Below are 21,302 nucleotides of genomic sequence, written 5' to 3' on the forward strand. Positions count from 1 at the left end.
TCTGTCACGCGCAGGTGATGTCCGAGTGACATACTTTACTCGTCGTCGGCAGCGTCAAATGTTTATAAGAGACAGGCATTATCTTTATCTTGCTTACCACTTTCACATACGCCAGCTATGCCAAAATCAATAACTTTGACCCCAATATTGTTGAACCTATTCGACTATTTCAGCCTTTTGAATAACAACATCTTCTTCTGGCACATCTTGATGATGGCCAGAGTTACCTGTTGCAACCGCTCTGATTTTTTCAACAACGTCCATGCCTTCAGATACTTCAGCAAATACGCAGTAGCCCCATCCATCGGTGCTTTCGCTGCGGAAATTTAAGAAGCTGTTGTCGCCCACGTTAATAAAAAACTGTGCAGTAGCTGAGTGAGGCTCATTAGTCCTTGCCATGGCTACTGTGCCAAGGCTATTGACTAATCCATTGTTAGCTTCATTTTGGATTGTCGCTTTACTTTCTTTTTGAGCCATGCCTGGCTCAAATCCACCACCTTGGATCATAAACCCATCAATAACCCGGTGAAAAATGGTGTTGTCGTAAAAACCTTCTTTCACGTAGTCCAAAAAGTTGGCAACTGTAATAGGGGCTTTGTCGGCAAACAAGTTTAGTGAGATAACGCCATAATTCGTGTGGATTTTAACCATGAAATAGATCCTTAATTTAGCAATATTATAAAAACAGGTACATTCTAGCCTAAAAGCTAAGTTATTTTAAGGCTTTAAGAGTAATTGACAGATGCAGCATAGGTTTCTCGGTGATAGAATCCCGTTTTTAGATACCGTACCTTACTATACACCCATTAGAGGACTTTAATTTCATGTTACATATATACAACACCTTAACCCGTCAGAAAGAGCAATTTAAACCATTGCAAACAGGAAAGGTGGGATTATATGTATGTGGCATCACAGTTTATGACGTATGTCATGTTGGTCATGCTCGTACTTATTTAAGTTTTGATTTGATGGTGCGTTATATGCGCTCTTGTGGACTTGAAGTGAAGTATGTTCGAAACATTACAGACGTAGACGACAAAATCATTTCTAGGGCGAATGAGCAAGGCTTAACTGCAGAACAATTTACCGAGAAAACGATAGCGCGCATGCATCAAGATTTTGCAGCTATCGGTTTGCTTGAACCTGATGTAGAACCACGCGTTACCACTCATATCCCTGAAATTATCAACGTTATTCAGCGCCTTATTGATAAAGGTTATGCTTATCAAGCGACAAGTGGTGATGTGTTGTTTGAAGTCAGCACTTATGCCGACTATGGAAAACTGGGACGTCAAGACCTAGACCAACTTAATTCTGGGGCACGCGTTGAAGTCGGAGCTGAAAAACGCGACCCATTAGATTTTGTACTTTGGAAATCAGTTAAACCCGGTGAGCCTTTTTGGACGTCACCTTGGGGTGACGGCCGCCCCGGTTGGCATATTGAGTGTTCCGCCATGAACCATAAACATTTGGGTGAACATTTTGATATTCATGGCGGAGGTTCTGATCTGATATTCCCTCATCACGAAAATGAAGTCGCTCAATCCTGCTGTGCATTTGATACACCTTATGTGAATTATTGGATGCACACAGGTATGGTGCAGGTAAATCAAGAAAAAATGTCTAAATCACTGGGTAATTTTTTCACTTTGCGAGATGTATTGGAAATATACGATGCTGAAACTGTACGTTATTTCTTAATGTCAGCTCAGTATCGCAGTCAGTTAAGTTACTCAGATAGCTTTATCGAACAAGCTCGCGCTTCGTTAAAGCGTTTGTATACGGCTTTACGTGATGTCACGCCGAATATGGATGTTGATATCTCAACAGGCGATTATCAAATGCGCTTTAATCAGGCCATGGATGATGATTTTAATACACCAGAAGCCTTTGCTGTACTATTTGATTTAGCCAAAGAATTGAATAAATCTACAGGTCAACAAGCTTCCAACTTAGCTGGTGTGATGATCAAGCTGGCAGATATCTTAGGTATTTTACAGCAATCACCGAATGACTTTTTGCAAGCTGGCGCTGGAGGTGTTGGTGGTGAACATAAAGATGTGGCTGAAATAGAAGCATTAATCAAAGCTCGAAACGATGCACGATCCAGAAAAGATTGGGCTGCTGCTGATGCTGCACGAGATGCCTTAAATACATTAAATGTGGTCCTTGAGGATTCATCCAGCGGTACTACTTGGAGACGCGGTTAAATTAAAAAAAGGTCTCGATTTAATAGAGACCTTTTTTGTTTCAACCTAATTAGTCTAAATTTTGAATTGGAATCTAACGATTTTTAGTGCTCCAGCGTCGTTTAGTTTAATTATTTTTGACTACAATAATGCCTATAGTGTCTAAATTCTATTGGTGCTTCTAAATACTTTCTTATTTGTTTCACATTGCTATAAATGTTTATTTTTATGTTGACAAAGTTTTAAGGGTTCAATAAATGTGAACATAGTGAATAGAGTGATGTCATTTGTTTATTATTGAGTATTCATTTACATTTTAAATGTAAAGATCAATTTTGTCTTTTTATGTACGCGTAGTTTAAAGTTCAATCCAGAACAATTATTGTTGTATAGATAACTAGTTTACCGGTTCAGTTTGAATTGGTAATGAACAATAGATAAGCTGTTTTAGATTTTATTACTCAATCTCACCAATGCAATTCTGACTATTTGTTCAAATCAAGAATTCATTTATCAGACCATCTTTCTACTCAACAGTATGTAAGGATCGCAGATAAATGAATCGATTCAATCGGTTTGAATAATATAGTGCAAATACGTTGCGTCTCACAAAACCATCACTGATTTATAAAAAGGTGAAGAATTTAAGAGCCTGCAAGTTATTGCTTGGGCACCGAAAACTTGAGAGTACCTTTAGCCATTTATGCATAGAGGTAGACGATGCACTTAAGGTTTCTCAAGGTATTACATAGAAAAATACAGCGAACATCCTCTCGCCAATGCGATTGTACAAGGTGCAAAAGATAGAAATGTTGAAGCGATCGAGGTATGTGATTTCGAATCGGTAAGGCATGGGTGTTTACGGATGCATAGATGGTCAATCTCTTGTCCTTGGCAATTTAAAGTTGATGGAACAGCAAAATATCAGTAAAGCCCAGTCAAACATCGATAATACCTTCTTCGCCCAAGCCGTTGCGCTGCGAGGGACAAACAATAATGCTACTTGCGTTTGATGGAGAGCCAGCGGCTTTAATTGGTGTAGCCGATCCGATTAAATCCTCAACCAAAGATGCAATTACTCAATTACACAAACAGGGAATCATAGTAGTGATGTTAACGGGCGACAATGCTAGTACAGCACATGCAGTGGCCGCCAAGTTGAAGATTGATCGTGTGGAAGTGGATGTTCTGCCCGAACAAAAAGACATTATAGTCAAAGGATTGCAGGCGGCAGGGAAAATTGTTGCTATGGCAGGAGACGGTATCAATGATCCGCCAGCCATAGCTCAGGCCCAAGTGGGTATTGCCATGAACACCGGCACAGATGTAGCGATGGAAAGTGCCGGAGTCACCTTAGTTAAAGGTGACTTACGAGGCATTGTTAAAGCCATCGTATTGAGTCGCGCCACCATGCTTAATACTCGCCAAAACCTGTTTTTTGCCTTTGTTTATAACGTCGTTGGTGTGCCGATAGCGGCTGGGGTGTTATATCCACTTTTAGGCATTTTACTCTCACCCATGATTGCCGCTGCCGCCATGAGTTTCAGTTCGGTATCCGTTATTTTAAATGCATTAAGACTTAAAAATCAAAAACTGAGTTAACTAGAAGTTAACCAGGAGTTGGCCTATGGACGGCTTAATTTAATTTTTATTATTTGTCATTTTTTTATATTTAATGATGCGTTTTAGTTGTGTTGCATACATGGCGAAGTTCCGTCATATACATTTTAGTGCAGATAAAGCAAAACTCATTATTGAACCTATTTATGAAAAGGTCGTTGAGAAAAGGTCGTTGAGAAAAGGTTGTTGATTAAAGGACGTTGGGCAAAGACAATGCTATGGAAAACCACATCAGGGTAAGCTTTATCGTTTTTTGTTCAAAGAGCTGTCTCGATGACTTTGATAGACAGCTGGAAAAGTATATAGCCAAAACAAAGGGTAATGGAGAGATGTCATGAGTCATAAAATATTTTTATTGGCCTGTGACCATGCTAACCATTTTTTTATAAGCATAAATTTTATGATTTTTGTGGTTTTGAACTGTTATTTCTGCAACAAGCTATGTACAAAGTATGGTTGAAATTGTTGCCTGGATTTGGATAGATAAATTGGAAAAGCTTCTTTATATCTACTTGCTTTAAAAGAAAGGAGTTCTCCTCTATTGACGACTAATTAGTTGACTGAATGCCCCAGGACGTAAGCCAGCCTGTCAGTTTATTAGTCAAGTCTGAGTTTCAAACATTAATTCGTTAAATTTTTAAAGAGTTCAAGCTTTGCATTTTCCTAATACAGACAATACGTAATTTGTGCAAAATCTGAGTACACAAAATCGCAGGTTTCGAGGATTTTCAGTTCCAAACATTAATATGCTCGCATGGTTTATTCTGAAAAAAACATACAAACTACAACCAGCGTCTAACTTTTTTCTTGTAGATGACATAATCTTCATCAAAAGCTCTTTATATAATAGACTCTTCAGGTTTGATTTGAAACTGTGTGATGTAAAGAATAAAACAAGGTAATACAATAAAACCGAAGTAGTTACCGAAGTAGTTACCGAAGTAGTTACCGAAGTAGTTACCGAATTAGTTATCGAATTTAAAAATGACTGCAATAATGATGAGTTGCATGCTCAGATCGGGTTTCTGCTCATACGATAAACACCGCCCGACACCAAATAACTTGCCTTCTCGGGTTTAGTGGGACCAATAGTAGTTTTAGCTTTTTGAAACTCCCAGATACCTGTTAAAGCTACCAATACACCTAGAGAACCTATATACCAATGTAGACCAGAAAATATTGTTGGCATGGCTAGTAGCGGCAAGTAATGACTACATTCATAAACTAAAGCCAGAGATAGCAGAAGTAATACAAGAGGTTAAATTCTTAGCTCAAGTGCTTTCATTTATTTCTGTCTTTTGCGCGGTGTGTTGAGCGTCAAATGAGTCTTTCCAACGCTGCTGTGAGACATGTTGTTTAACTAATTCCAAACATTCATTAACAATCAATAACACTTCTTGGTCAAGCATATTATCTTCGTTAGAAAAACGACCTAACCCATGTTCAACAAAGTCATCTATTTTCTCTGGTGTAATGTCTTTTAATAAGTTAATTATTGATTGCGTGACGATATCAGTAACAGATTGTTCTAACGTTTTTTCTATGGTGCTGCCCAGCATAGGCACCAATTTTAAGATAGATACTTGTGAGTTATTACGTACTGCCTTACCGACACTTTTTTGTACATGACTACGAACAGATTCGCTATGATTATTGTGCTCAATTGACTCGCCAATATGTACCATTACAGACGACAACCATTGAGTTAAGACAGGTAGTCGTGTCCCTATGACTTGTTGGCTGATGTCTTCTATCAAGGGTGAGCCCGCAGCGATATCTTTTTGCGCATCAGATAAAACTTTAACGACAATTCGGTCACTGAGTTCTTCAACAAACACATCATAATAAAAGACAATAAAACGATAGATGGCTGTGTTGCGCAAATCGATAATTTGATATTTTTGTAAACGGTATAAGATTGAAAATACTCGCAAAAAACGAAATATTCTCGCCCCACCAAGAGGAATGCAACCGACTAAATCGTACCAATGAATAAAGGGAAAAAAGTACCAACGCATATAAGTTTTACGCAATATAGAGGCAAGCCAGCGCACACAAAACTCGCTAAGAAAAATGCCAACAAAGGCTAAATCATAGAGAGTGAAATTATCGTGGATCGGAGCATATCCCTCAACGATGCCAAGGTTTATGCTGGATAGCATTGTCTTAAAGGCTTGTGTTGCGTACAAACTATCAAACAACAGCCATACTAAATTGATCAATAATAAACCAAGCATCAATAGATCGACTATTATCCATGGCCCTTCATGACTGGATTTAAGTTTGGAGTAACTAAATTTAAGCATTAATAAAACAACCGTTTTTCATATCAGGTGCGGGTCACATCAACAAAGATTTTCAATTTTTGCCCAGGCTGTAAGTATTTTTTAAGCTTACTTTGATTCCACTTTTGCAAATCACTTATTTTGACGTTAAATTTTCCAGCGATACGAGCAAGGGAGTCCCCATTACGAACTGTATAAGTAAGTGTTCGCATAACCGCATTTTTACGCTGCTCATTGCTCACGTCATTTACCCAGATGACTAATTTTTTACCTTGGCGCAGGGTATCTGTTGGTGCCATGCCATTCCACTTTGCTAATTGACGTATGTTTACGTCATATTCACGGCTCAGATCCCAAAAAGTATCACCACTTTTTACAATATGATCTAATTTATATTCGGCTCTTTTTTTCGACTGAGTTTTAGCCAAGCGTTGTTCTTGGGATAAAGAATAAGAGTCTAAAGATTTTAGTGCCACTGGAATAATGAGGTGCTCACCTGCAATAATCATATTGCTTCTTAACTCATTTACTTTGCTAATAATATCGGTGGTGGTGTGATATTGCTTAGCTAGTTTTAATAAACTATCACCGCTTTTAACTTTATGCCTGACCCAGTTAAGTCGTTGTGAGTTGTCTGTTTTTGCTAGTTCAATAGAGAATTTTTCGGCTTTATCTATAGGTAACAATAAGGTGAATGGTCCATTAGGATCCGTAGCCCAGCGATTATAGCCAGGGTTTAAAGAATGTATTTCCTTTACTGTTAGTCCAGCCATTTGAGCTGCTAAGGCTAAGTCAATTTGTGAACCCACTATCACTTCTTGAGTAAATGGGATGTTGTCAATTTTAGGCCACTTAAAATCGTATTGCTCACTATTGGCTAAAATGTCGGCAAGGGCGAGAAGTTTAGGTACGTATGCACGGGTTTCTCTAGGCAAATCCAAATTCCAAAAATCAGTAGGTTTACCCGCTTTTCTATTTTTGCTGATGGCTCTTTGGACACGGCCTTCGCCGCTATTATATGCAGCTAAAGCATGAAACCAATTTCCATCATACATCTTAACTAAATAATTGAGATAATCTATGGCGCCTTGGGTGGAGGCCATCACGTCACGGCGTCCGTCGTACCACCAGGTTTGTTTCATACCAAAACGCTTACCTGTGGACGGAATAAATTGCCACATACCTGCTGCACGCCCATGAGAATAAGCAAAGGGATCAAAAGCACTCTCTACTATGGGTAATAGTACAAGTTCTAAAGGCATTTTTTGTTGTTCAAGTTTTTCTACTATTAAATGTAAAAAAGGTTTGGCCCTGATAGCCACTCGTTTCATATAATCAGGGTGTTTAAGATACCAGTTACGCTGCGCAGTAATACGACTGTTATCCTCAAACTTAAAATTGAACTGGCTACGTACTCTTTGCCATATGTCTTTAATTTGTACTTTAGCGATAGTCTCAGCGATTATTTCTGGTGCTTCGACAAATACTTCAACTATCTCAACCGGGTGAGCTGTGGGTATTATGCCTGATTCTGCAGATTCACAATCAAAATGGTCACTTACTTTCTCTTCTACTTTATCTCCTATTTTAACTTCTAGTTGCCCTTCCAATTGAGGTTTAATTTTGTCTTTAGACTGTTCACACGATACTAAAATTTGCTCAGCAATTTGGCGCTCTTGATCTTGCTCAAGCTGACTGGTGTGTTCACTTTGTGTTGTTGTGTTACAGGCAGACAGTGTGACAATCAAAATGCCAATTAAAGCTGGAGTGAGTAAATTATGTGAACGCAATTTTTTTCCTTTTTATTATTTCTTTAATTTCGTGATTAGTTGTTGCAGGTAAATGTGTTATGACAACGTGTTAGTGTCTTATTCATTCATTAAAAATTATCTTTCCAGTTTCTCAGTGAAGCAAAAGTAGCTTGATCAGATATTAAAGTTGCGCCTATATTCTGGCTGACATTTTTCACTAACTCTCTACTATTACAACGTAAAAATGGATTAACTTCCAATTCTCTGTGAATATTGGATGGAAGAGTAGGAATGTTCTTTTCCCGCTGCTTACCAGCCCAATGTTTATAGTCAATTAATGCTTGATTGTTTGGTTCTGCGGCTTCCGCGAAAGCGATATTTGCCATAGTGTATTCATGCGCACAATATACTGCGGTATCAGCAGGAAGTGCGGTTAACTTGGCCAAAGAAGTAAACATTTGTTGAGGTGTCCCTTCAAATAATCGACCACAACCAGCTGAAAATAATGTGTCACCACAAAATAGGCCGATATCACCGTAATAAGCAATATGATCTAAAGTATGCCCTGGTATTTCTAACACAGAAAACTTAAGGTCGAATTGTGGTAACTCTAAATTATCATCCTGTGATAGGCGAACAGTAATTTGATTTATATTTTTGTTCTGAGGACCATAAACAGGAATATCAGGAAAAGATACTAACAGTGCGTCAATACCACCCGTATGGTCCCAATGATGATGGGTGATCAAAATCGCTGATAATGTTAATTGATTATCTTTGCAATAGGCGAGTACCGGCGCAGCATCCCCTGGGTCGACTACAACACAGTGAGTTTGGTTACGCAGACACCAAATATAGTTGTCATTAAATGCCTCAATAGGGAAAACGCTTACGGACATATTTTTATCTCCTGTCACAAACTTTAGGATTAACAGTTTCTTTGTTTTAGAGTAACATAATCTAATGAGACCAGCGTTAATCAAAAACCACCCCACTAAACCAGAGTTATGGCAAGACTTACCATTAGGTGATGAGCTAAAACGTCTGACTGAAAGTGAAATAGCCGAAGTGAGTCGAAAATTTTTTGGCTACCACCTAGTCCGTTTAGGAAATTTAAGTAGCCAAATCGAACTTGCTGCTTGTCCTATCAAACATCAAGTAAACATCACATCCAAAAAGCAAGTTTATACTAGTTTAGTCGCAGTACCTGATGATTTACCTGTGAGTGAAAACAGTGTTGATGCGTTTTTATTAGCTCACGAACTAGATTTTGCCAAGGATCCCCATCAAATATTAAGAGAAGTGGACAGAACCATTATGCCGAATGGTTATATTGTCATTACTGGTTTTAATCCACTTAGTCTGTGCGGTTTACTTAAATATTTACCCATCAATAAAAATAATGTATTACATGATGCGCGCTTCTTCAGCAGTGCTAGGGTCAAAGATTGGTTACAGCTATTGGGTTTTGAAATAGTAGATGTAAAACATTTGTTGTTTAATGAACTATTTTTACAACGAAAACTGAGAGCACCTTCAAAATGGAACCAGTGGTGTCATGAATATTTACCACTACTAACCACCATGTATGTGATAGTGGCGAGAAAACGGGAAATTCCTTTATCTTTAATAAAACCAAAATGGAAAGCCAAGGCTAAATTTTCCACCGTGGGTGCCAGTGTCAGAAACGGCCTGATGCGCGTTGAGTCACGTTGGAAAACATTGAACAAGTAAAAGAATTTAAACCATTGATGCCGCAGAAAAAGTAAAAAATAAAAAATAAAAAATAAAAAGTTTTCTAGGGATCTAATGAAAAATAAGCAAAGAGCAATTATTCGTTCCTTTACAAATCTAAACGAACTGTATTTGACATTTTGTAAATGGTAAAAGTGTCTTTGGGGTATGAACTCTTTTAGGTTTGAGAACTGAGGTTTTAGGAGAAGTTAGCGATGAATAACTAACTTCTCCATCTGGTTGATTATTTCACTTTCATACCTGGCTGAGCACCTTCGTGTGGCTCAATTAACCATATTTCGTCTCCACCAGGTCCCGCAGCTAAGACCATACCTTCAGACATGCCAAAACGCATTTTACGTGGGGCTAAATTAGCTACCATAACAGTTAATTTACCTTCCAAATCTTCTGGATTATAAGCTGATTTAATACCCGCAAATACTTGGCGAGTCTCGCCACCTAAGTCCAATTCTAGACGTAGTAATTTATCTGCTTTTTCAACATGATCTGCTTTGACAATACGGGCAATACGCAGATCTATTTTTGCAAAATCTTCAAAACTGATGGTGTCTGTTATTGGATCTTTTGCTAGCGGACTATCTTGATTAGGTTGAGTCTCTTGTTGAGTTGCTTGCTGATCTATCGCAGCTAAATTCTCTTTTGAGTCTTCGATCATGGCGCCAACCTTATCCATATCTACCCTTTGCATTAGGGCTTTAAATTTGTTGATAGGGTGTCCGGTCAAGACAGTTTGTGAACTTTCCCAAGTCAATTCATCATTTAAAAAAGACTCAGATTGTGCTGCTAAAGCGGGCACTACAGGCTTCAAATACACCGCTAAGATACGAAACAGGTTTATCCCTAAAGAACACACATCGTGAGTAAACTGCTGTTTGTTGTCATCTTTAATTGTTACCCAAGGTGCATTTGTATCAATAAATTGGTTGGCTTTGTCAGCTAAGGCCATAATTTCACGAATTGCTTTATGATACTGACGCTTTTCAAATGCCTGTGCGATGCTAGTCTCTGCTTGGTGAAATTCTTCGACAAGTTCTGGCTCCAGCACATTGTTAGATAATTTTCCGTCAAAACGTTTAGTAATAAAGCTGGCGCAGCGGCTGGCTATATTAACTACTTTACCCACTAAGTCTGAATTAACTTTTTGTGCGAAGTCTTCAAAGTTAAGATCTATATCTGATACAGCATCACTGAGTTTAGAGGCAAAGTAATAACGTAAATATTCAGGGTTAAGATGATCTAAGTAAGTACGACCTTTGATGAAGGTGCCTTTTGATTTAGACATTTTGGCACCGTTTACTGTAACAAAACCATGCACATTCACAGCAGTCGGTTTTCTGAAACCTGCGCCTTCAAGCATGGCTGGCCAAAACAAGCAGTGAAAATAGGTAATGTCTTTTCCAATAAAATGATAAAGCTCGGCATCGGAGTCTTTATTCCAATACTCATCAAAGTCTGCATCACTTCTATCGCATAAGTTTTTGAAGCTGGCCATATAGCCAACTGGGGCATCTACCCACACATAAAAGAATTTTCCCGGTGCATTAGGAATTTCAAAACCAAAATAAGGTGCATCACGGCTGATATCCCATTGATGCATGCCTTCTTCAAACCATTCTTTGAGTTTGTTGGCTATCTCTGGCTGAACAGCGCCGCTTTGTAACCAGTCTTGTAGCATGTCTTGAAACTGCGGTAAGTCAAAAAAGTAATGCTCAGAATCACGTAAAACTGGTTCTGCACCTGATACTACTGAACGAGGATTTTTTAATTCGGTAGGATCATAAGTCGCACTGCACACGTCACAGCTGTCGCCATTCTGGTCTTGTGCGTCACACTTTGGACAGGTACCTTGCACAAAACGGTCTGGCAAAAACATTTCTTTTTCAGGATCGTACAACTGACTGATAACTCGCTTACTAATATAACCCGCATCATCTAAACGGTTATATACCAACTCGCAAAGTTCTTTGTTTTCGTCTGAATGAGTGACATGATAGTTATCGTAATTCACACCAAAATCGATGAGGTCCTGGTGGTGTTCGTCACGAGTCTGGGCCACCATTTGTTCAGGAGTGATACCGAGTTGCTGTGCCTTAAGCATAACAGGCGTTCCGTGTGCATCGTCAGCACAGACGCTATAACAGGTATGACCGCGCATTCGCTGAAACCTTGTCCAAATATCGGTTTGAATATGCTCTAAAAGATGGCCTAAGTGAATAGAGCCATTGGCATAGGGAAGGGCACTGGTAACAAGGATTTTGCGAGTTTGTTCTGGCATGGTGAATTATGTTTAACTGAATTGTAAAAAATGGTGATAAATAGTAGCGAAAATACGCCATCATTGCATTACGAAATTCCGTTTGTATTATACAAAGTTAAGGTGAGACATGTTATTTGGTAGCAAAACCAGCAAAAATATAGATGAGTCGAAGATAGTAGAATGTATTAGCCGCTTTTTTGAGCTTCCTAATACATCAGTTAAAAACTGGATCCAAATCAAAAAAAGCACTGTGAAAGTCACCTTACCATTTGTGGCTAAGAGTCTTCATGACGAACTTATTAAACAAATTAAGATTTCAGCAGAAGATACAAAACTTAGTGTCAGCATCGATACTCAAATCGCATCCGTCCCAACCAAAATAGCTAAAATTCCTAACGTAAAAAATGTAATCGCCGTAGCCTCAGGTAAAGGTGGGGTCGGTAAGTCTACGACTAGCGTTAATTTGGCTTTTGCACTAATGGCAGAAGGTGCCAAAGTGGGCTTATTAGATGCGGATATTTACGGGCCCTCCATTCCTATTATGCTGGGTAACCCAACAGCTAAACCGAGTAGTAAAGACAACAAAAAAGTTGAACCATTATCTGCACATGGTGTGGTCGCCAGTTCTATTGGTTACTTTGTACCGGCCGAAGATGCCACAGTGTGGCGTGGACCCATGGCGAGCAAGGCGCTCCATCAATTAATCAATGAAACTGCTTGGCCTGAACTCGATTATTTAATTGTAGATATGCCTCCTGGCACAGGGGATATTCAATTAACCATGGCGCAGCAAGTACCTTTAAGTGGCGCAGTGGTAGTCACCACACCTCAAGACTTGGCACTCGCAGACGCTATTAAAGGCATTGCTATGTTTAAAAAGGTCAATATTCCTGTTTTGGGATTGGTAGAAAACATGAGTTATCATCTATGTAGTCAATGTGGACACAAAGAAGCCATATTTTCTGAGCTTGGTGGTGACAAGTTATCCGAGATGTATAATTTGCCTTTACTCGGAAAATTGCCTCTTAATATTGATATTCGTCAACATGCCGATACTGGAAAACCCTTGCAAGTATCAAATCCAGAGCATTCATTAAGTGAAGCATACCGACAATTAGCCAGACAAACGGCAAAATATTGTTACTTAAAAAGCGTACAAGTAGCGTAAGATCAATGTAGAAAAAAACACGGTCAACCGGCCTACATAAAAACCCGTAATAAATGAGCTTACTTCTATGCGATTGTGTGACAAAGACATCTACCAACACCTGTTAGATGGCAAAATAAAAATATCTCCACAGCCAGATTATGAAGAAATCAGTGGTGTCACTGTTGATATTAGGCTCGGCAATAAGTTTCGTGTGTTTGAAGATCATCACGCACCTTATATAGATTTAAGTGGCCCAAAAGCTCAGGTACAAGAAGCGTTGAACAATGTGATGAGTGATGAAATCATCATTGCAGATGACAAAGCCTTTTTTCTACACCCTGGTGAGTTGGCGCTTGCAGTGACTCAAGAGTCGATAACCTTGCCAGCCAATATTGTAGGTTGGTTAGACGGACGTTCTTCATTAGCTCGATTGGGCTTAATGGTGCACGTTACTGCACATAGAATTGATCCTGGTTGGTCAGGCAATATCGTTTTAGAATTTTTCAACAGCGGTAAGTTGCCATTGGCCCTAAAGCCTGGCATGAAAATCGGTGCAATCAGTTTTGAATTGTTATCAGATTTCGCTGAAAAACCTTATAATTCCAGAGCCGACGCAAAGTATAAAGACCAATCAGGTGCCACCGCTAGTCGTATTAGCGCGGACGATAAATCTTAAGCTATTTTCGCAAGTACTCTGCGTATTCATCACTATCACTGCCCATACAAATGTATGGGTCAGTATTATAAACTTGATTAAGTATAATCACCAAGCAAAATATATAAAAACATCTCATTTATGTATCTCAATAGGAGCCATTTGTGCCGGACAATTCTCATTTTTATCAACCTAAAGACGGTCATCAATTAGAACATGACCCATTTAATTCAATTATTGCTCCGCGACCAATTGGCTGGATATCCAGCAAGAGTATTAATGGTCAAGTAAACTTAGCACCATACAGTTTTTTTAATGCATTTAATTATCATCCCCCGATCATCGGTTTTTCTAGTATTGGCTACAAAGACAGTGTGAAAAATGCTGCCGATACGGGAGAATTTTGTTGGAACCTTGTCACCCGTTCTCTTGCTGAGGTGATGAATCAAACTAGCGTAGCTGCAGACTCTGACGTTGACGAATTCGAACTAGCTAACATTGCTAAAGGCCAATCAAAGGTCATCGATGTGCCCCATGTTGCACTCAGCCCGGTGGTGATGGAATGTAAAACATCGCAAGTGATTCAATTACAATCTTCCAGCGGTGATGATTGTCAAAGTTGGTTAGTCTTAGGAGAAGTCGTAGGGGTGCATATTTCTCAAACGGCACTAAAAAAAGGTGTCTACGATACCGCGGCCATGCAACCTGTTATGCGAGGCGGCGGCCCTGGCGATTATTTCTCTGTGAGTGAGCTGCAAAAATTTCAATTATTTCGGCCAAAGTAGATTTAAAGCCTTAAATTTCACCTTAAAAAGCAAATCTTGGCTAAGTAATGCGCAACTAACACAAATTAGCTCGATTTAGCGTTGCAAACAAAATTAAATTCCGTAAACTGCGCAGCTCGGTCGGTGTGTAGCGCAGCTTGGTAGCGCACTTCGCTGGGGGTGAAGGGGTCGTAGGTTCGAATCCTATCACACCGACCAATTAATTTTTAATTCTCCATATTTAAACTTCAGATTATCGTAGTTAAGTAGCAGCTCGGTAGCGGTCACCATAGGCTGGGGGTGAAGGGGTCGTAGCTTCGAATCCTATCATACCGACTAATTAATTTTATGATTTCAAACAAGTTTTCATTTCCAACTACTTCAAAACCCTTTTTATGCATCTCTACAAACCTGTGAAAATACAAATGCATCCAATTTTGACGACTCGCTTTTAGCGAACGCTAGTTTGTTTCACTGAAGAAACGTTTCGAACTCTTTCACTATCATAGGGGTTGCGTCAGTTGGTTGATGATTTCCGTTTTCAATACCTTCACATGGATTTTGTATAATCGCTCCATCCCTGTGAGTTAACCTGAACAGGCTTCGCAGCGTAATCAATGTATTGTTGCGTGACTTATGGCTTCCCTACATACAATGAGTAAGTAGGCTTAGGAACCTCAGGATTAGGCTAGTTGCATCGTATTATTTATCATCAGGTTTAGCGTTTTTACTGATGATAAAAGTGACAATTAATCAGTAATAATACCACCTTGTGATTTCAGTTATGAATGCCGCATTTGCTAGTGGAGCGGATTATTGACGAAGCTAAGCAGATGATGCACTTATCGCTCATAGGCGTCTGGCGCCTCAGTGCCATAATCTGGGGTTAGCGACTCGATAAATTAACGTTCCTGTCCCCACGCAGTGTGCATATCGATTTTGTTAATTTGTGACTTTGTGATTGGCCATCAAGCCAACTGAGGCGGGTAAATAACAGGAAACCAATCTTTACGTAATGTGTCACCATCACTCATTTGATGGTCAGGAAAAGGGGGAGAAGTGGGCCCCGGACGGGATATATAGCGTGCGTCATCCCCAAGTAGCCGTAATGAAAATGCACGCCTGCGCCTTGAGGTATTATTGCCTCTCGCGCCGTGCAGGGTTTTAAAGTGAAAGGCAACAGCATCACCTGGCTCCATGTCCCATTCAAGAATGCGATAGGTTTTATCGTTATCAGGGTCGGGTACCGGCATATAAGCATCTGTGTCGGGATAAAAGCTTTCGTTGGACAACCAGCGCGTGGGCAGTACCATCTTTGACCAGTGGTGTGAACCTGCAACGCAGCGAAGGCTAGCCTGATTAACCGGGTCCAGTGGTGCCCAAAAACTGACATTCTGTTGGCCCTCTACGAAATAATAAGGACTATCTTGGTGCCAGGGTGTCGCTTTGGAGGTTCCCGGCTCTTTAACGAGAACGTGATCATGGAATATCTGTACCTGTTTTGAGCGCATTAACTGGGCAGCAACCTGGGCGACGTCTGATTTTCGCAGCACGTTTTCAAAGCTTTTAATGCGGGTCCAGTTGCAATAATCATCAAAAAAACGCCCACTGTCACTCGCGTGCAAATTTTCTGATGCATAGGGGCCAGGACGATACATGTTTTCTGCCACTCCTGAGCGTAACGTCTCAACCCAGTCTCGAAATAAGCCCTTGATTAATACCGCGCCATCGCGCTGGTAACATTCAATTATTGTTTCACTGATTGGATAGGTTGTTTGCACGAGAATAAGCCTTTAAGTTGAAATTTTCGTTCGATATGGTCGACAATGCCACGCATGATAGAAACCTGCGGGGTTATGCTTGTTTAAACATACTATCTGTTATCAAGTTTACCGTTTTGACTGATGATTAAAGTGACTGTTAATTAGCAATAATGCAACGACATAATTTCAATTTTGAGTGCTTCCCTTTGCTAGTGGAGCTAATTTTTAATGAAGATAAACCGATGATTCATTTATCGTTCGTAGCCTTCAGTCGCCTGAGTGCCAACAAAACATCATCGTAAAATAAAGACTTCTACGAGGCTGGCAATATATTTTTTGCTTTACATTATTCTGGCTCGATCAGTGGCAAGATGTGCGATAGTCACCAAATAGTATTAGCCAAAAAAATTGGATTGTGTGCCTTCATCGTTTGATACTAACCCTGATTCTAACTATGGTGTTCATGGTGTTCATGGTGTTCATGGTGTTCATGGTGTTCATGGTGTTCATGGTGTTTCAGCAGTTCAAAGAGAATATCTTTTGGGATAGGTTTAGATCAATATCGCAAGATAGTGCAACCAGCTTTTTAAGAGTGGATCTTCATGTTCAGCAAGACACAGAGAGCTAATAAAAGAACGGTCTATTTTAAGTTTGGTGGCGTTAAAATCTTGAAGATACCCAAGGTTTAAATAACCAGTGTCGAAATCATCAATGGCGATAGTGATACCTAGTTCGCTCAACGTATTGAGTTGAGTTTGAATTTGGTCTGTTTCATCAACAAGCAATGTCTCAGTTAGCTATAACTCTAGCGCTTCTGGAGCTAAACCGGCGTCATGTCGCGCGTTTTCAACAATATTTTGTAATTGTCCATCTTTGAATTGCATCACATCACTGAAAGATTGACTGCGACTCGTAAGTGCTCAATACCTTGTTGGTGCTGCTGAACACAGTCAATGCATGCCTACTGGATGACCCACCGACCTAATTCATTGATTAAGCCACTGCTTTTAGCTAACGGGATGAATTGTTCGGGGCTTATCATGCTCCCATCCGTTTGAGGCCATCGAAGTAGTGCTTCAACAACAGTAATCTTACCGCTATTCAAGGTGATCATTGGCTGATAGTAAAGTTTGAACTGCTTTTCGACAATTGCAGGACGCAATAATTGCAACAATGCGAATTTATCATCGCTCATTTTTTCCAGACTCTTATGGTAATAGTGGTAGGTATTTCGGCCATCTTGTTTGGCCTGGTACATCGCAATGTCTGCTTTGCGGCAAAATTGTTTAAAGTCTGTCCTATCTTTTGGGGCGCATGCTGTTCGTAACGAGGCAGATATAACCACCTGATTTTGGAATATCTCAAATTCAGATGCACACTGTTGTATCAAGATTTCAGCTAATTTATCTATTTGACCACGGTCATCGTTGCATGGCGTCAGTAACAGAACCTCATCGCCACCAAAACGAATAAGATGTTGATTTGAAGCTAAAACTTTACTTAATCGTTTTGTGATTTGCTCCAACAATAAATCAACAGCGGCATGTCCCAATGCATTGTTTACGGGTTTGAAGTTATCCAAATCGATGAATAGAAGGGCCAGTTCTTGTTGTATGTGCTCGCAAGCAATCAAAGATTGCGAAAACAGTTTTCCTCTATAAAGTCTGTTGGGTAAATTAGTCAGAGGATCGTGATGTGCGAGATGCTTAATTTCTGCTTGGCTTTGTTGTACTTTGGCATTTTTACGCTGAAGTGAACGCATTAGGTATTCAATATTGTGTTCCAAAATATAGATACTGAAACCTGTTACGACAAAAATCACCAGTATAAATAAGAGGTGAGACCAACTTGATGTTGGTATGTGTGAAGTGCTAAAACCTTGAAGTGTTAGCTAAGTGACAAACACACATTGGACTATTACAAACAATAAAACGGATAAAAACAAACGAACATTGCCTAGGATAGCAGCAAATATTAGTAAGCCGGGGTATCCAAGGATCGCTAAATCAAATAAGCCTGTTCCGGTTAGTGCTAGTAAAAGTAACATAGCCGCCATAGGTCCTAATAAAATTGTGCTATTTCAATGGTGGTAACAGACTTTTTTATTTATTTCCCGATTTTTTATGGCGCATAGGTTGAGTCGATGATTCACTTTGTTTTGTCGCTAACGTCTTTTGTTTCCCAAAAATGGTCAATAGCCTAGGGCATTCCTCATCCTTTGTTACTGTTATTATAAGTAATACGGTTACACTTTTATGATTTGGCATTCAACACAGTGTTATGGCCAGCCCAACCTTTAAATACTGGTTCACCTGCTTTATTGATCCCAGCACTGAACGTTCGACATATATTCTGGCAACTTCAGCCGCTATTACAGAAATGTGTCATCAGTGGGTTCCTTTTGGTTCAGTTATCTGGAAAGTCGAATTTGAAATAGGTGTATGTTTAATCTACGCAGTGGCAGTTTTTGCTGGTGGCTTTCTTTGCATAACGACGTTTATGCCCAATTATTTTGAATTGTTTGAATTGTTTGAATTGTTTGAATTACGACTCACCTTTTATCTTATACAAGGTGTCAGTATCTGCCACGAGATTTCATATTTCAGGTTTATAAGATAGTGCGACATCCTATGTAAACATGGAGTCTGATTAGATTTTCGGCTCTACCAATATCGAGTTCTAGTCATCAAGTGTTTGCAACTGGTATAAGTATTTATATATTTATTAGTTTGTCTTTTGAAGAAAAAGACTTGTCCCAAGAATTTGGTAAAACATATGTCGATTATGAATCGTGTTTAAAGAGTGATCTCATTTATTATATAAAAATTAAAGTGGTTAGGATCCCAACAATACTTAAATTATTATTGGCTCAATTGTTGGTGATTTTAGCAAACTATTGTTTATGAGTTTGAATAATACAACTTTATAGATATATTCTTATTGCTAACGTGACCTATTTAATGGGTATGATCGTATCAAAATTTATTAATAAGGATAGCACCTCGTTTTGCCAGAAACTCAGTCTGAAAAATCTGCAGTCGCTAGATTTGCATTAATTATTGTTTGTCTGGGTTCAATTATTGGGCCTATTGGTATGGCTTCTGTCAATATCGCAATTCCTGACTTGGCTGCTGATCTACAAGCCAATGCAAAAATGGTTTCTTGGTTACCCACATTGTTTATTTTAAGTAGCGTGATTTTTATGTTGCCTGCTAGTAAATTAGCAGATAATTATGGAAGGAAACGTATATATGCTTACGGATTGGCTTTAAATGCGTTTTCTTCTTTTATGTGTGGGCTTGGCACAAGCATAGAATGGGTACTTTTTTGGCGATTTGTGCAAGGTGCTGCAGCGGCGATGATTTTTGGCACCGGTGTGGCAATTATTACTTCGGTAACACCTTCCCATAAACGTGGTGCTGCTTTAGGCATCGCTGCTGCATGTGTTTATGTTGGATTAACCGTTGCACCAGCAGTAGGCGGTTGGTTAACAGAATTATGGGGCTGGCGTTCGGTATTTTTATTTCAAGTACCTATCGTTATTGCACTTTTATTGTTGATAAAGCTACGCCTATCAGGTGAATGGAAAAACGATGAAAAAACTCAATACGATTGGTGGGGAACTGGAATTTTTGCTGCGTTTTCATCGTCGCTAGTATATGGATTAAGTATATTGCCCAATATTTTAGGGTTTGCAACGCTTGGATTTTCGGCTGTCAGTTTAACTCTTTTTATTGTGCATCAGAGTCGCAGTCGCCGCCCTCTTATCCGCGTGCAAATGTTCCGAGAAAGTCGGGTTTTTTCTATGTCGTTAGCAACTTCTTTATTAATGTATGCCAGTAACTTTCCGTTGGTATTTCTGATGAGTTTGTATTTGCAATATGTTAAGGAGCTTGGTCCTTCACATGCCGGGCAAGTTATTTTGGTTCAGGCATTATCAATGGCAATAATGGCACCTCTGTCTGGTAAGCTTGCCGACAGGTTTGAGCCAAGATTAGTAGCAACCTTGGGGTGTATAATTGTTGCTTGCGGGCTATACATACTAAGCCTTATGAATACAGAAACGAGTATCACTTATATTGTTTGTTCATTATTGTTGATTGGATTTGGTTTTGGCCTGTTTTCTACGCCGAACAATAACGCCATTATGGGCGGGGTTCAAGTTCATGAGGTGGGTGTGGCCTCAGCATCGATGAGTCTCTCACGAACCATAGGTAATTTGTTTGGGATGAGTTTGGTAAACCTTATGGTGCATTATTATTTAGGTAATGCCCAGTTTACCCAAGAGCAAAACCCAGCACTTATTCAAACTGTTGAAATGGCATTAAATATGTCTCTCGTATTTGTAGTGGTGGCCTGCGTGATATCAGCCCTTCGCGGTAAATCACGAACGGCTTAAGTATTCTGAGCAGTCTGACACAACATTTTTAACTATTATTCAACATACGTAATGTTCAAATATCTTTGAGCTCATAACTATAATTTTTAGGTACTTTTCTTTATGAATAAACGCGGATTAATTAAATATCATTTATCTCAGCTTAGCCTACGTGAGTTGCTTAGATATCGACTATTACTTTGCTCTGGTGAACCCAACGAAAACATAGAGTTAGACGTCGTTGACTTATTTAAATATCCAGCGCGATTGGAAACTAGCTATTTTGATAATTGGCAAAGGGACGTATTAAAAACGCTATTTCGTTTACTTGATGAAGAATTTCAAACATCCAGCTTGATGGATAAAAAAATTACAGAGTTGTTATCGAAGCAAACGTTTTCAGAAAAAGACGAACGCACATTGCTATTGTTTGAAAACTTCATGGTCAGTTTGAAAAGCAATAATGTTGTATCGATTCATTCTTTATTACATAACAAGTTAGATAATTTAAAATTTTAACTCGCACCTGTAAAAAATAGACTGCTTGAGTATCTTATTCATTTCTGTATCCCTTGCGGCTTAAATGTAATCGCTCTGAGTAATCTGTAGACATATACTTTGAAGCGTTTAATAAGCAATCGCAGCTCATTTTAATACAACAGCGGCGAGCTAAGTTTTTGTCATGTCAGCCTTGATTTACCTGAATGACTAACAGAGCTTGTGGATGCTAAA

At 39.3% G+C, this 21,302-nt stretch carries 18 protein-coding genes and 1 tRNA gene; 9 read left to right on the forward strand and 10 right to left on the reverse strand.

Annotation, left to right across the window (positions count from 1 at the left end; all coding sequences use genetic code 11):
* Nucleotides 1-156: 156 nt before the first annotated feature.
* Complete coding sequence (locus QZ562_RS08495; protein ID WP_293759159.1) at nucleotides 157-651, reverse strand: peptidylprolyl isomerase; 495 nt, start codon at nucleotides 649-651, stop codon at nucleotides 157-159.
* Between the two features lie 173 nt (nucleotides 652-824).
* On the opposite strand from QZ562_RS08495, the gene cysS reads away from it, so the two are divergent.
* Together cysS and QZ562_RS08505 are read left to right on the forward strand one after the other, a co-directional pair.
* Complete coding sequence (gene cysS / locus QZ562_RS08500; RefSeq protein WP_293759161.1) at nucleotides 825-2,213, forward strand: cysteine--tRNA ligase; 1,389 nt, start codon at nucleotides 825-827, stop codon at nucleotides 2,211-2,213.
* Between the two features lie 975 nt (nucleotides 2,214-3,188).
* Entirely contained in the window at nucleotides 3,189-3,794 is a 606-nt protein-coding gene (locus QZ562_RS08505; RefSeq protein ID WP_293759162.1) for an HAD-IC family P-type ATPase, read from the forward strand.
* A gap of 1,030 nt (nucleotides 3,795-4,824) precedes the next feature.
* On the opposite strand, the gene QZ562_RS08510 is transcribed toward QZ562_RS08505, so the two are convergent.
* From QZ562_RS08510 to gloB, 4 genes are all read right to left on the reverse strand, one after another.
* Nucleotides 4,825-5,001: a methyltransferase gene (locus QZ562_RS08510; RefSeq protein WP_293759164.1), complete on the reverse strand. Its 177-nt coding sequence runs from the start codon at nucleotides 4,999-5,001 to the stop codon at nucleotides 4,825-4,827.
* An 82-nt stretch (nucleotides 5,002-5,083) separates the two neighbouring features.
* Nucleotides 5,084-6,118, reverse strand: coding sequence for an ion transporter (locus tag QZ562_RS08515; RefSeq protein WP_293759166.1), 1,035 nt, complete (start codon nucleotides 6,116-6,118; stop codon nucleotides 5,084-5,086).
* Between the two features lie 23 nt (nucleotides 6,119-6,141).
* Entirely contained in the window at nucleotides 6,142-7,887 is a 1,746-nt protein-coding gene (locus QZ562_RS08520; protein ID WP_293759168.1) for a LysM peptidoglycan-binding domain-containing protein, read from the reverse strand.
* A gap of 89 nt (nucleotides 7,888-7,976) precedes the next feature.
* Nucleotides 7,977-8,747, reverse strand: coding sequence for a hydroxyacylglutathione hydrolase (gloB, locus tag QZ562_RS08525; RefSeq protein WP_293759170.1), 771 nt, complete (start codon nucleotides 8,745-8,747; stop codon nucleotides 7,977-7,979).
* A 64-nt stretch (nucleotides 8,748-8,811) separates the two neighbouring features.
* On the opposite strand from gloB, the gene QZ562_RS08530 reads away from it, so the two are divergent.
* Nucleotides 8,812-9,582, forward strand: coding sequence for a methyltransferase domain-containing protein (locus QZ562_RS08530; protein WP_293759172.1), 771 nt, complete (start codon nucleotides 8,812-8,814; stop codon nucleotides 9,580-9,582).
* A gap of 244 nt (nucleotides 9,583-9,826) precedes the next feature.
* Here QZ562_RS08530 and metG read toward each other — a convergent pair whose 3' ends face one another.
* The gene (gene metG / locus QZ562_RS08535) at nucleotides 9,827-11,878 is read right to left on the reverse strand and encodes a methionine--tRNA ligase (protein ID WP_293759173.1); all 2,052 of its coding nucleotides are present in this window, start codon (nucleotides 11,876-11,878) and stop codon (nucleotides 9,827-9,829) included.
* A gap of 109 nt (nucleotides 11,879-11,987) precedes the next feature.
* Here metG and apbC point away from each other — a divergent pair, with 109 nt between their 5' ends.
* The 4 genes from apbC (at nucleotide 11,988) to QZ562_RS08555 (ending at nucleotide 14,648) form a co-directional block, all read left to right on the forward strand.
* The gene (apbC, locus tag QZ562_RS08540; RefSeq protein ID WP_293759174.1) at nucleotides 11,988-13,028 is read left to right on the forward strand and encodes an iron-sulfur cluster carrier protein ApbC; all 1,041 of its coding nucleotides are present in this window, start codon (nucleotides 11,988-11,990) and stop codon (nucleotides 13,026-13,028) included.
* A gap of 67 nt (nucleotides 13,029-13,095) precedes the next feature.
* Nucleotides 13,096-13,686, forward strand: a complete 591-nt coding sequence (gene dcd, locus QZ562_RS08545; protein WP_293759175.1) for a dCTP deaminase — start codon at nucleotides 13,096-13,098, stop codon at nucleotides 13,684-13,686.
* A 143-nt stretch (nucleotides 13,687-13,829) separates the two neighbouring features.
* The gene (locus tag QZ562_RS08550) at nucleotides 13,830-14,450 is read left to right on the forward strand and encodes a flavin reductase family protein (protein WP_293759176.1); all 621 of its coding nucleotides are present in this window, start codon (nucleotides 13,830-13,832) and stop codon (nucleotides 14,448-14,450) included.
* 121 nt (nucleotides 14,451-14,571) lie between these two features.
* Nucleotides 14,572-14,648 (forward strand) — tRNA-Pro (locus QZ562_RS08555).
* A 749-nt stretch (nucleotides 14,649-15,397) separates the two neighbouring features.
* Here the strand turns inward: QZ562_RS08555 and QZ562_RS08560 are convergent.
* The 4 genes from QZ562_RS08560 to QZ562_RS08575 form a co-directional block, all read right to left on the reverse strand.
* Nucleotides 15,398-16,210: a phytanoyl-CoA dioxygenase family protein gene (locus QZ562_RS08560; protein WP_293759177.1), complete on the reverse strand. Its 813-nt coding sequence runs from the start codon at nucleotides 16,208-16,210 to the stop codon at nucleotides 15,398-15,400.
* A 533-nt stretch (nucleotides 16,211-16,743) separates the two neighbouring features.
* Nucleotides 16,744-16,977, reverse strand: coding sequence for an EAL domain-containing protein (locus tag QZ562_RS08565; RefSeq protein ID WP_293759178.1), 234 nt, complete (start codon nucleotides 16,975-16,977; stop codon nucleotides 16,744-16,746).
* A 176-nt stretch (nucleotides 16,978-17,153) separates the two neighbouring features.
* A complete protein-coding gene (locus tag QZ562_RS08570; protein ID WP_293759179.1) occupies nucleotides 17,154-17,954 on the reverse strand; it encodes a diguanylate cyclase in 801 nt (266 codons plus the stop codon).
* Between the two features lie 129 nt (nucleotides 17,955-18,083).
* Complete coding sequence (locus QZ562_RS08575; protein WP_293759180.1) at nucleotides 18,084-18,239, reverse strand: hypothetical protein; 156 nt, start codon at nucleotides 18,237-18,239, stop codon at nucleotides 18,084-18,086.
* 960 nt (nucleotides 18,240-19,199) lie between these two features.
* Between QZ562_RS08575 and QZ562_RS08580 the strand changes: the two genes are divergently transcribed.
* Nucleotides 19,200-20,591: an MFS transporter gene (locus QZ562_RS08580; RefSeq protein ID WP_293759181.1), complete on the forward strand. Its 1,392-nt coding sequence runs from the start codon at nucleotides 19,200-19,202 to the stop codon at nucleotides 20,589-20,591.
* 102 nt (nucleotides 20,592-20,693) lie between these two features.
* Nucleotides 20,694-21,089 (forward strand): hypothetical protein, encoded by a 396-nt coding sequence (locus QZ562_RS08585; RefSeq protein ID WP_293759182.1) that lies wholly within the window; start codon nucleotides 20,694-20,696, stop codon nucleotides 21,087-21,089.
* The last annotated feature ends 213 nt before the right edge of the window (nucleotides 21,090-21,302 follow it).

It is taken from the genome of uncultured Paraglaciecola sp. (assembly GCF_913058035.1).
Classification (GTDB): Bacteria; Pseudomonadota; Gammaproteobacteria; order Enterobacterales; family Alteromonadaceae; genus Paraglaciecola.

Excerpts from the sequence above, each read along its gene's own strand:
- QZ562_RS08505 (WP_293759162.1), top strand. The coding sequence starts at position 3,189 with ATGCTACTTGCGTTTGATGGAGAGCCAGCGGCTTTAATTGGTGTAGCC.
- QZ562_RS08570 (WP_293759179.1), bottom strand. The coding sequence starts at position 17,954 with ATGCGTTCACTTCAGCGTAAAAATGCCAAAGTACAACAAAGCCAAGCA.
- apbC (WP_293759174.1), top strand. The coding sequence starts at position 11,988 with ATGTTATTTGGTAGCAAAACCAGCAAAAATATAGATGAGTCGAAGATA.
- gloB (WP_293759170.1), bottom strand. The coding sequence starts at position 8,747 with ATGTCCGTAAGCGTTTTCCCTATTGAGGCATTTAATGACAACTATATT.
- QZ562_RS08510 (WP_293759164.1), bottom strand. The coding sequence starts at position 5,001 with ATGCCAACAATATTTTCTGGTCTACATTGGTATATAGGTTCTCTAGGT.
- QZ562_RS08575 (WP_293759180.1), bottom strand. The coding sequence starts at position 18,239 with ATGTTACTTTTACTAGCACTAACCGGAACAGGCTTATTTGATTTAGCG.
- cysS (WP_293759161.1), top strand. The coding sequence starts at position 825 with ATGTTACATATATACAACACCTTAACCCGTCAGAAAGAGCAATTTAAA.
- QZ562_RS08530 (WP_293759172.1), top strand. The coding sequence starts at position 8,812 with ATGAGACCAGCGTTAATCAAAAACCACCCCACTAAACCAGAGTTATGG.
- dcd (WP_293759175.1), top strand. The coding sequence starts at position 13,096 with ATGCGATTGTGTGACAAAGACATCTACCAACACCTGTTAGATGGCAAA.
- QZ562_RS08515 (WP_293759166.1), bottom strand. The coding sequence starts at position 6,118 with ATGCTTAAATTTAGTTACTCCAAACTTAAATCCAGTCATGAAGGGCCA.
- metG (WP_293759173.1), bottom strand. The coding sequence starts at position 11,878 with ATGCCAGAACAAACTCGCAAAATCCTTGTTACCAGTGCCCTTCCCTAT.
- QZ562_RS08585 (WP_293759182.1), top strand. The coding sequence starts at position 20,694 with ATGAATAAACGCGGATTAATTAAATATCATTTATCTCAGCTTAGCCTA.
- QZ562_RS08495 (WP_293759159.1), bottom strand. The coding sequence starts at position 651 with ATGGTTAAAATCCACACGAATTATGGCGTTATCTCACTAAACTTGTTT.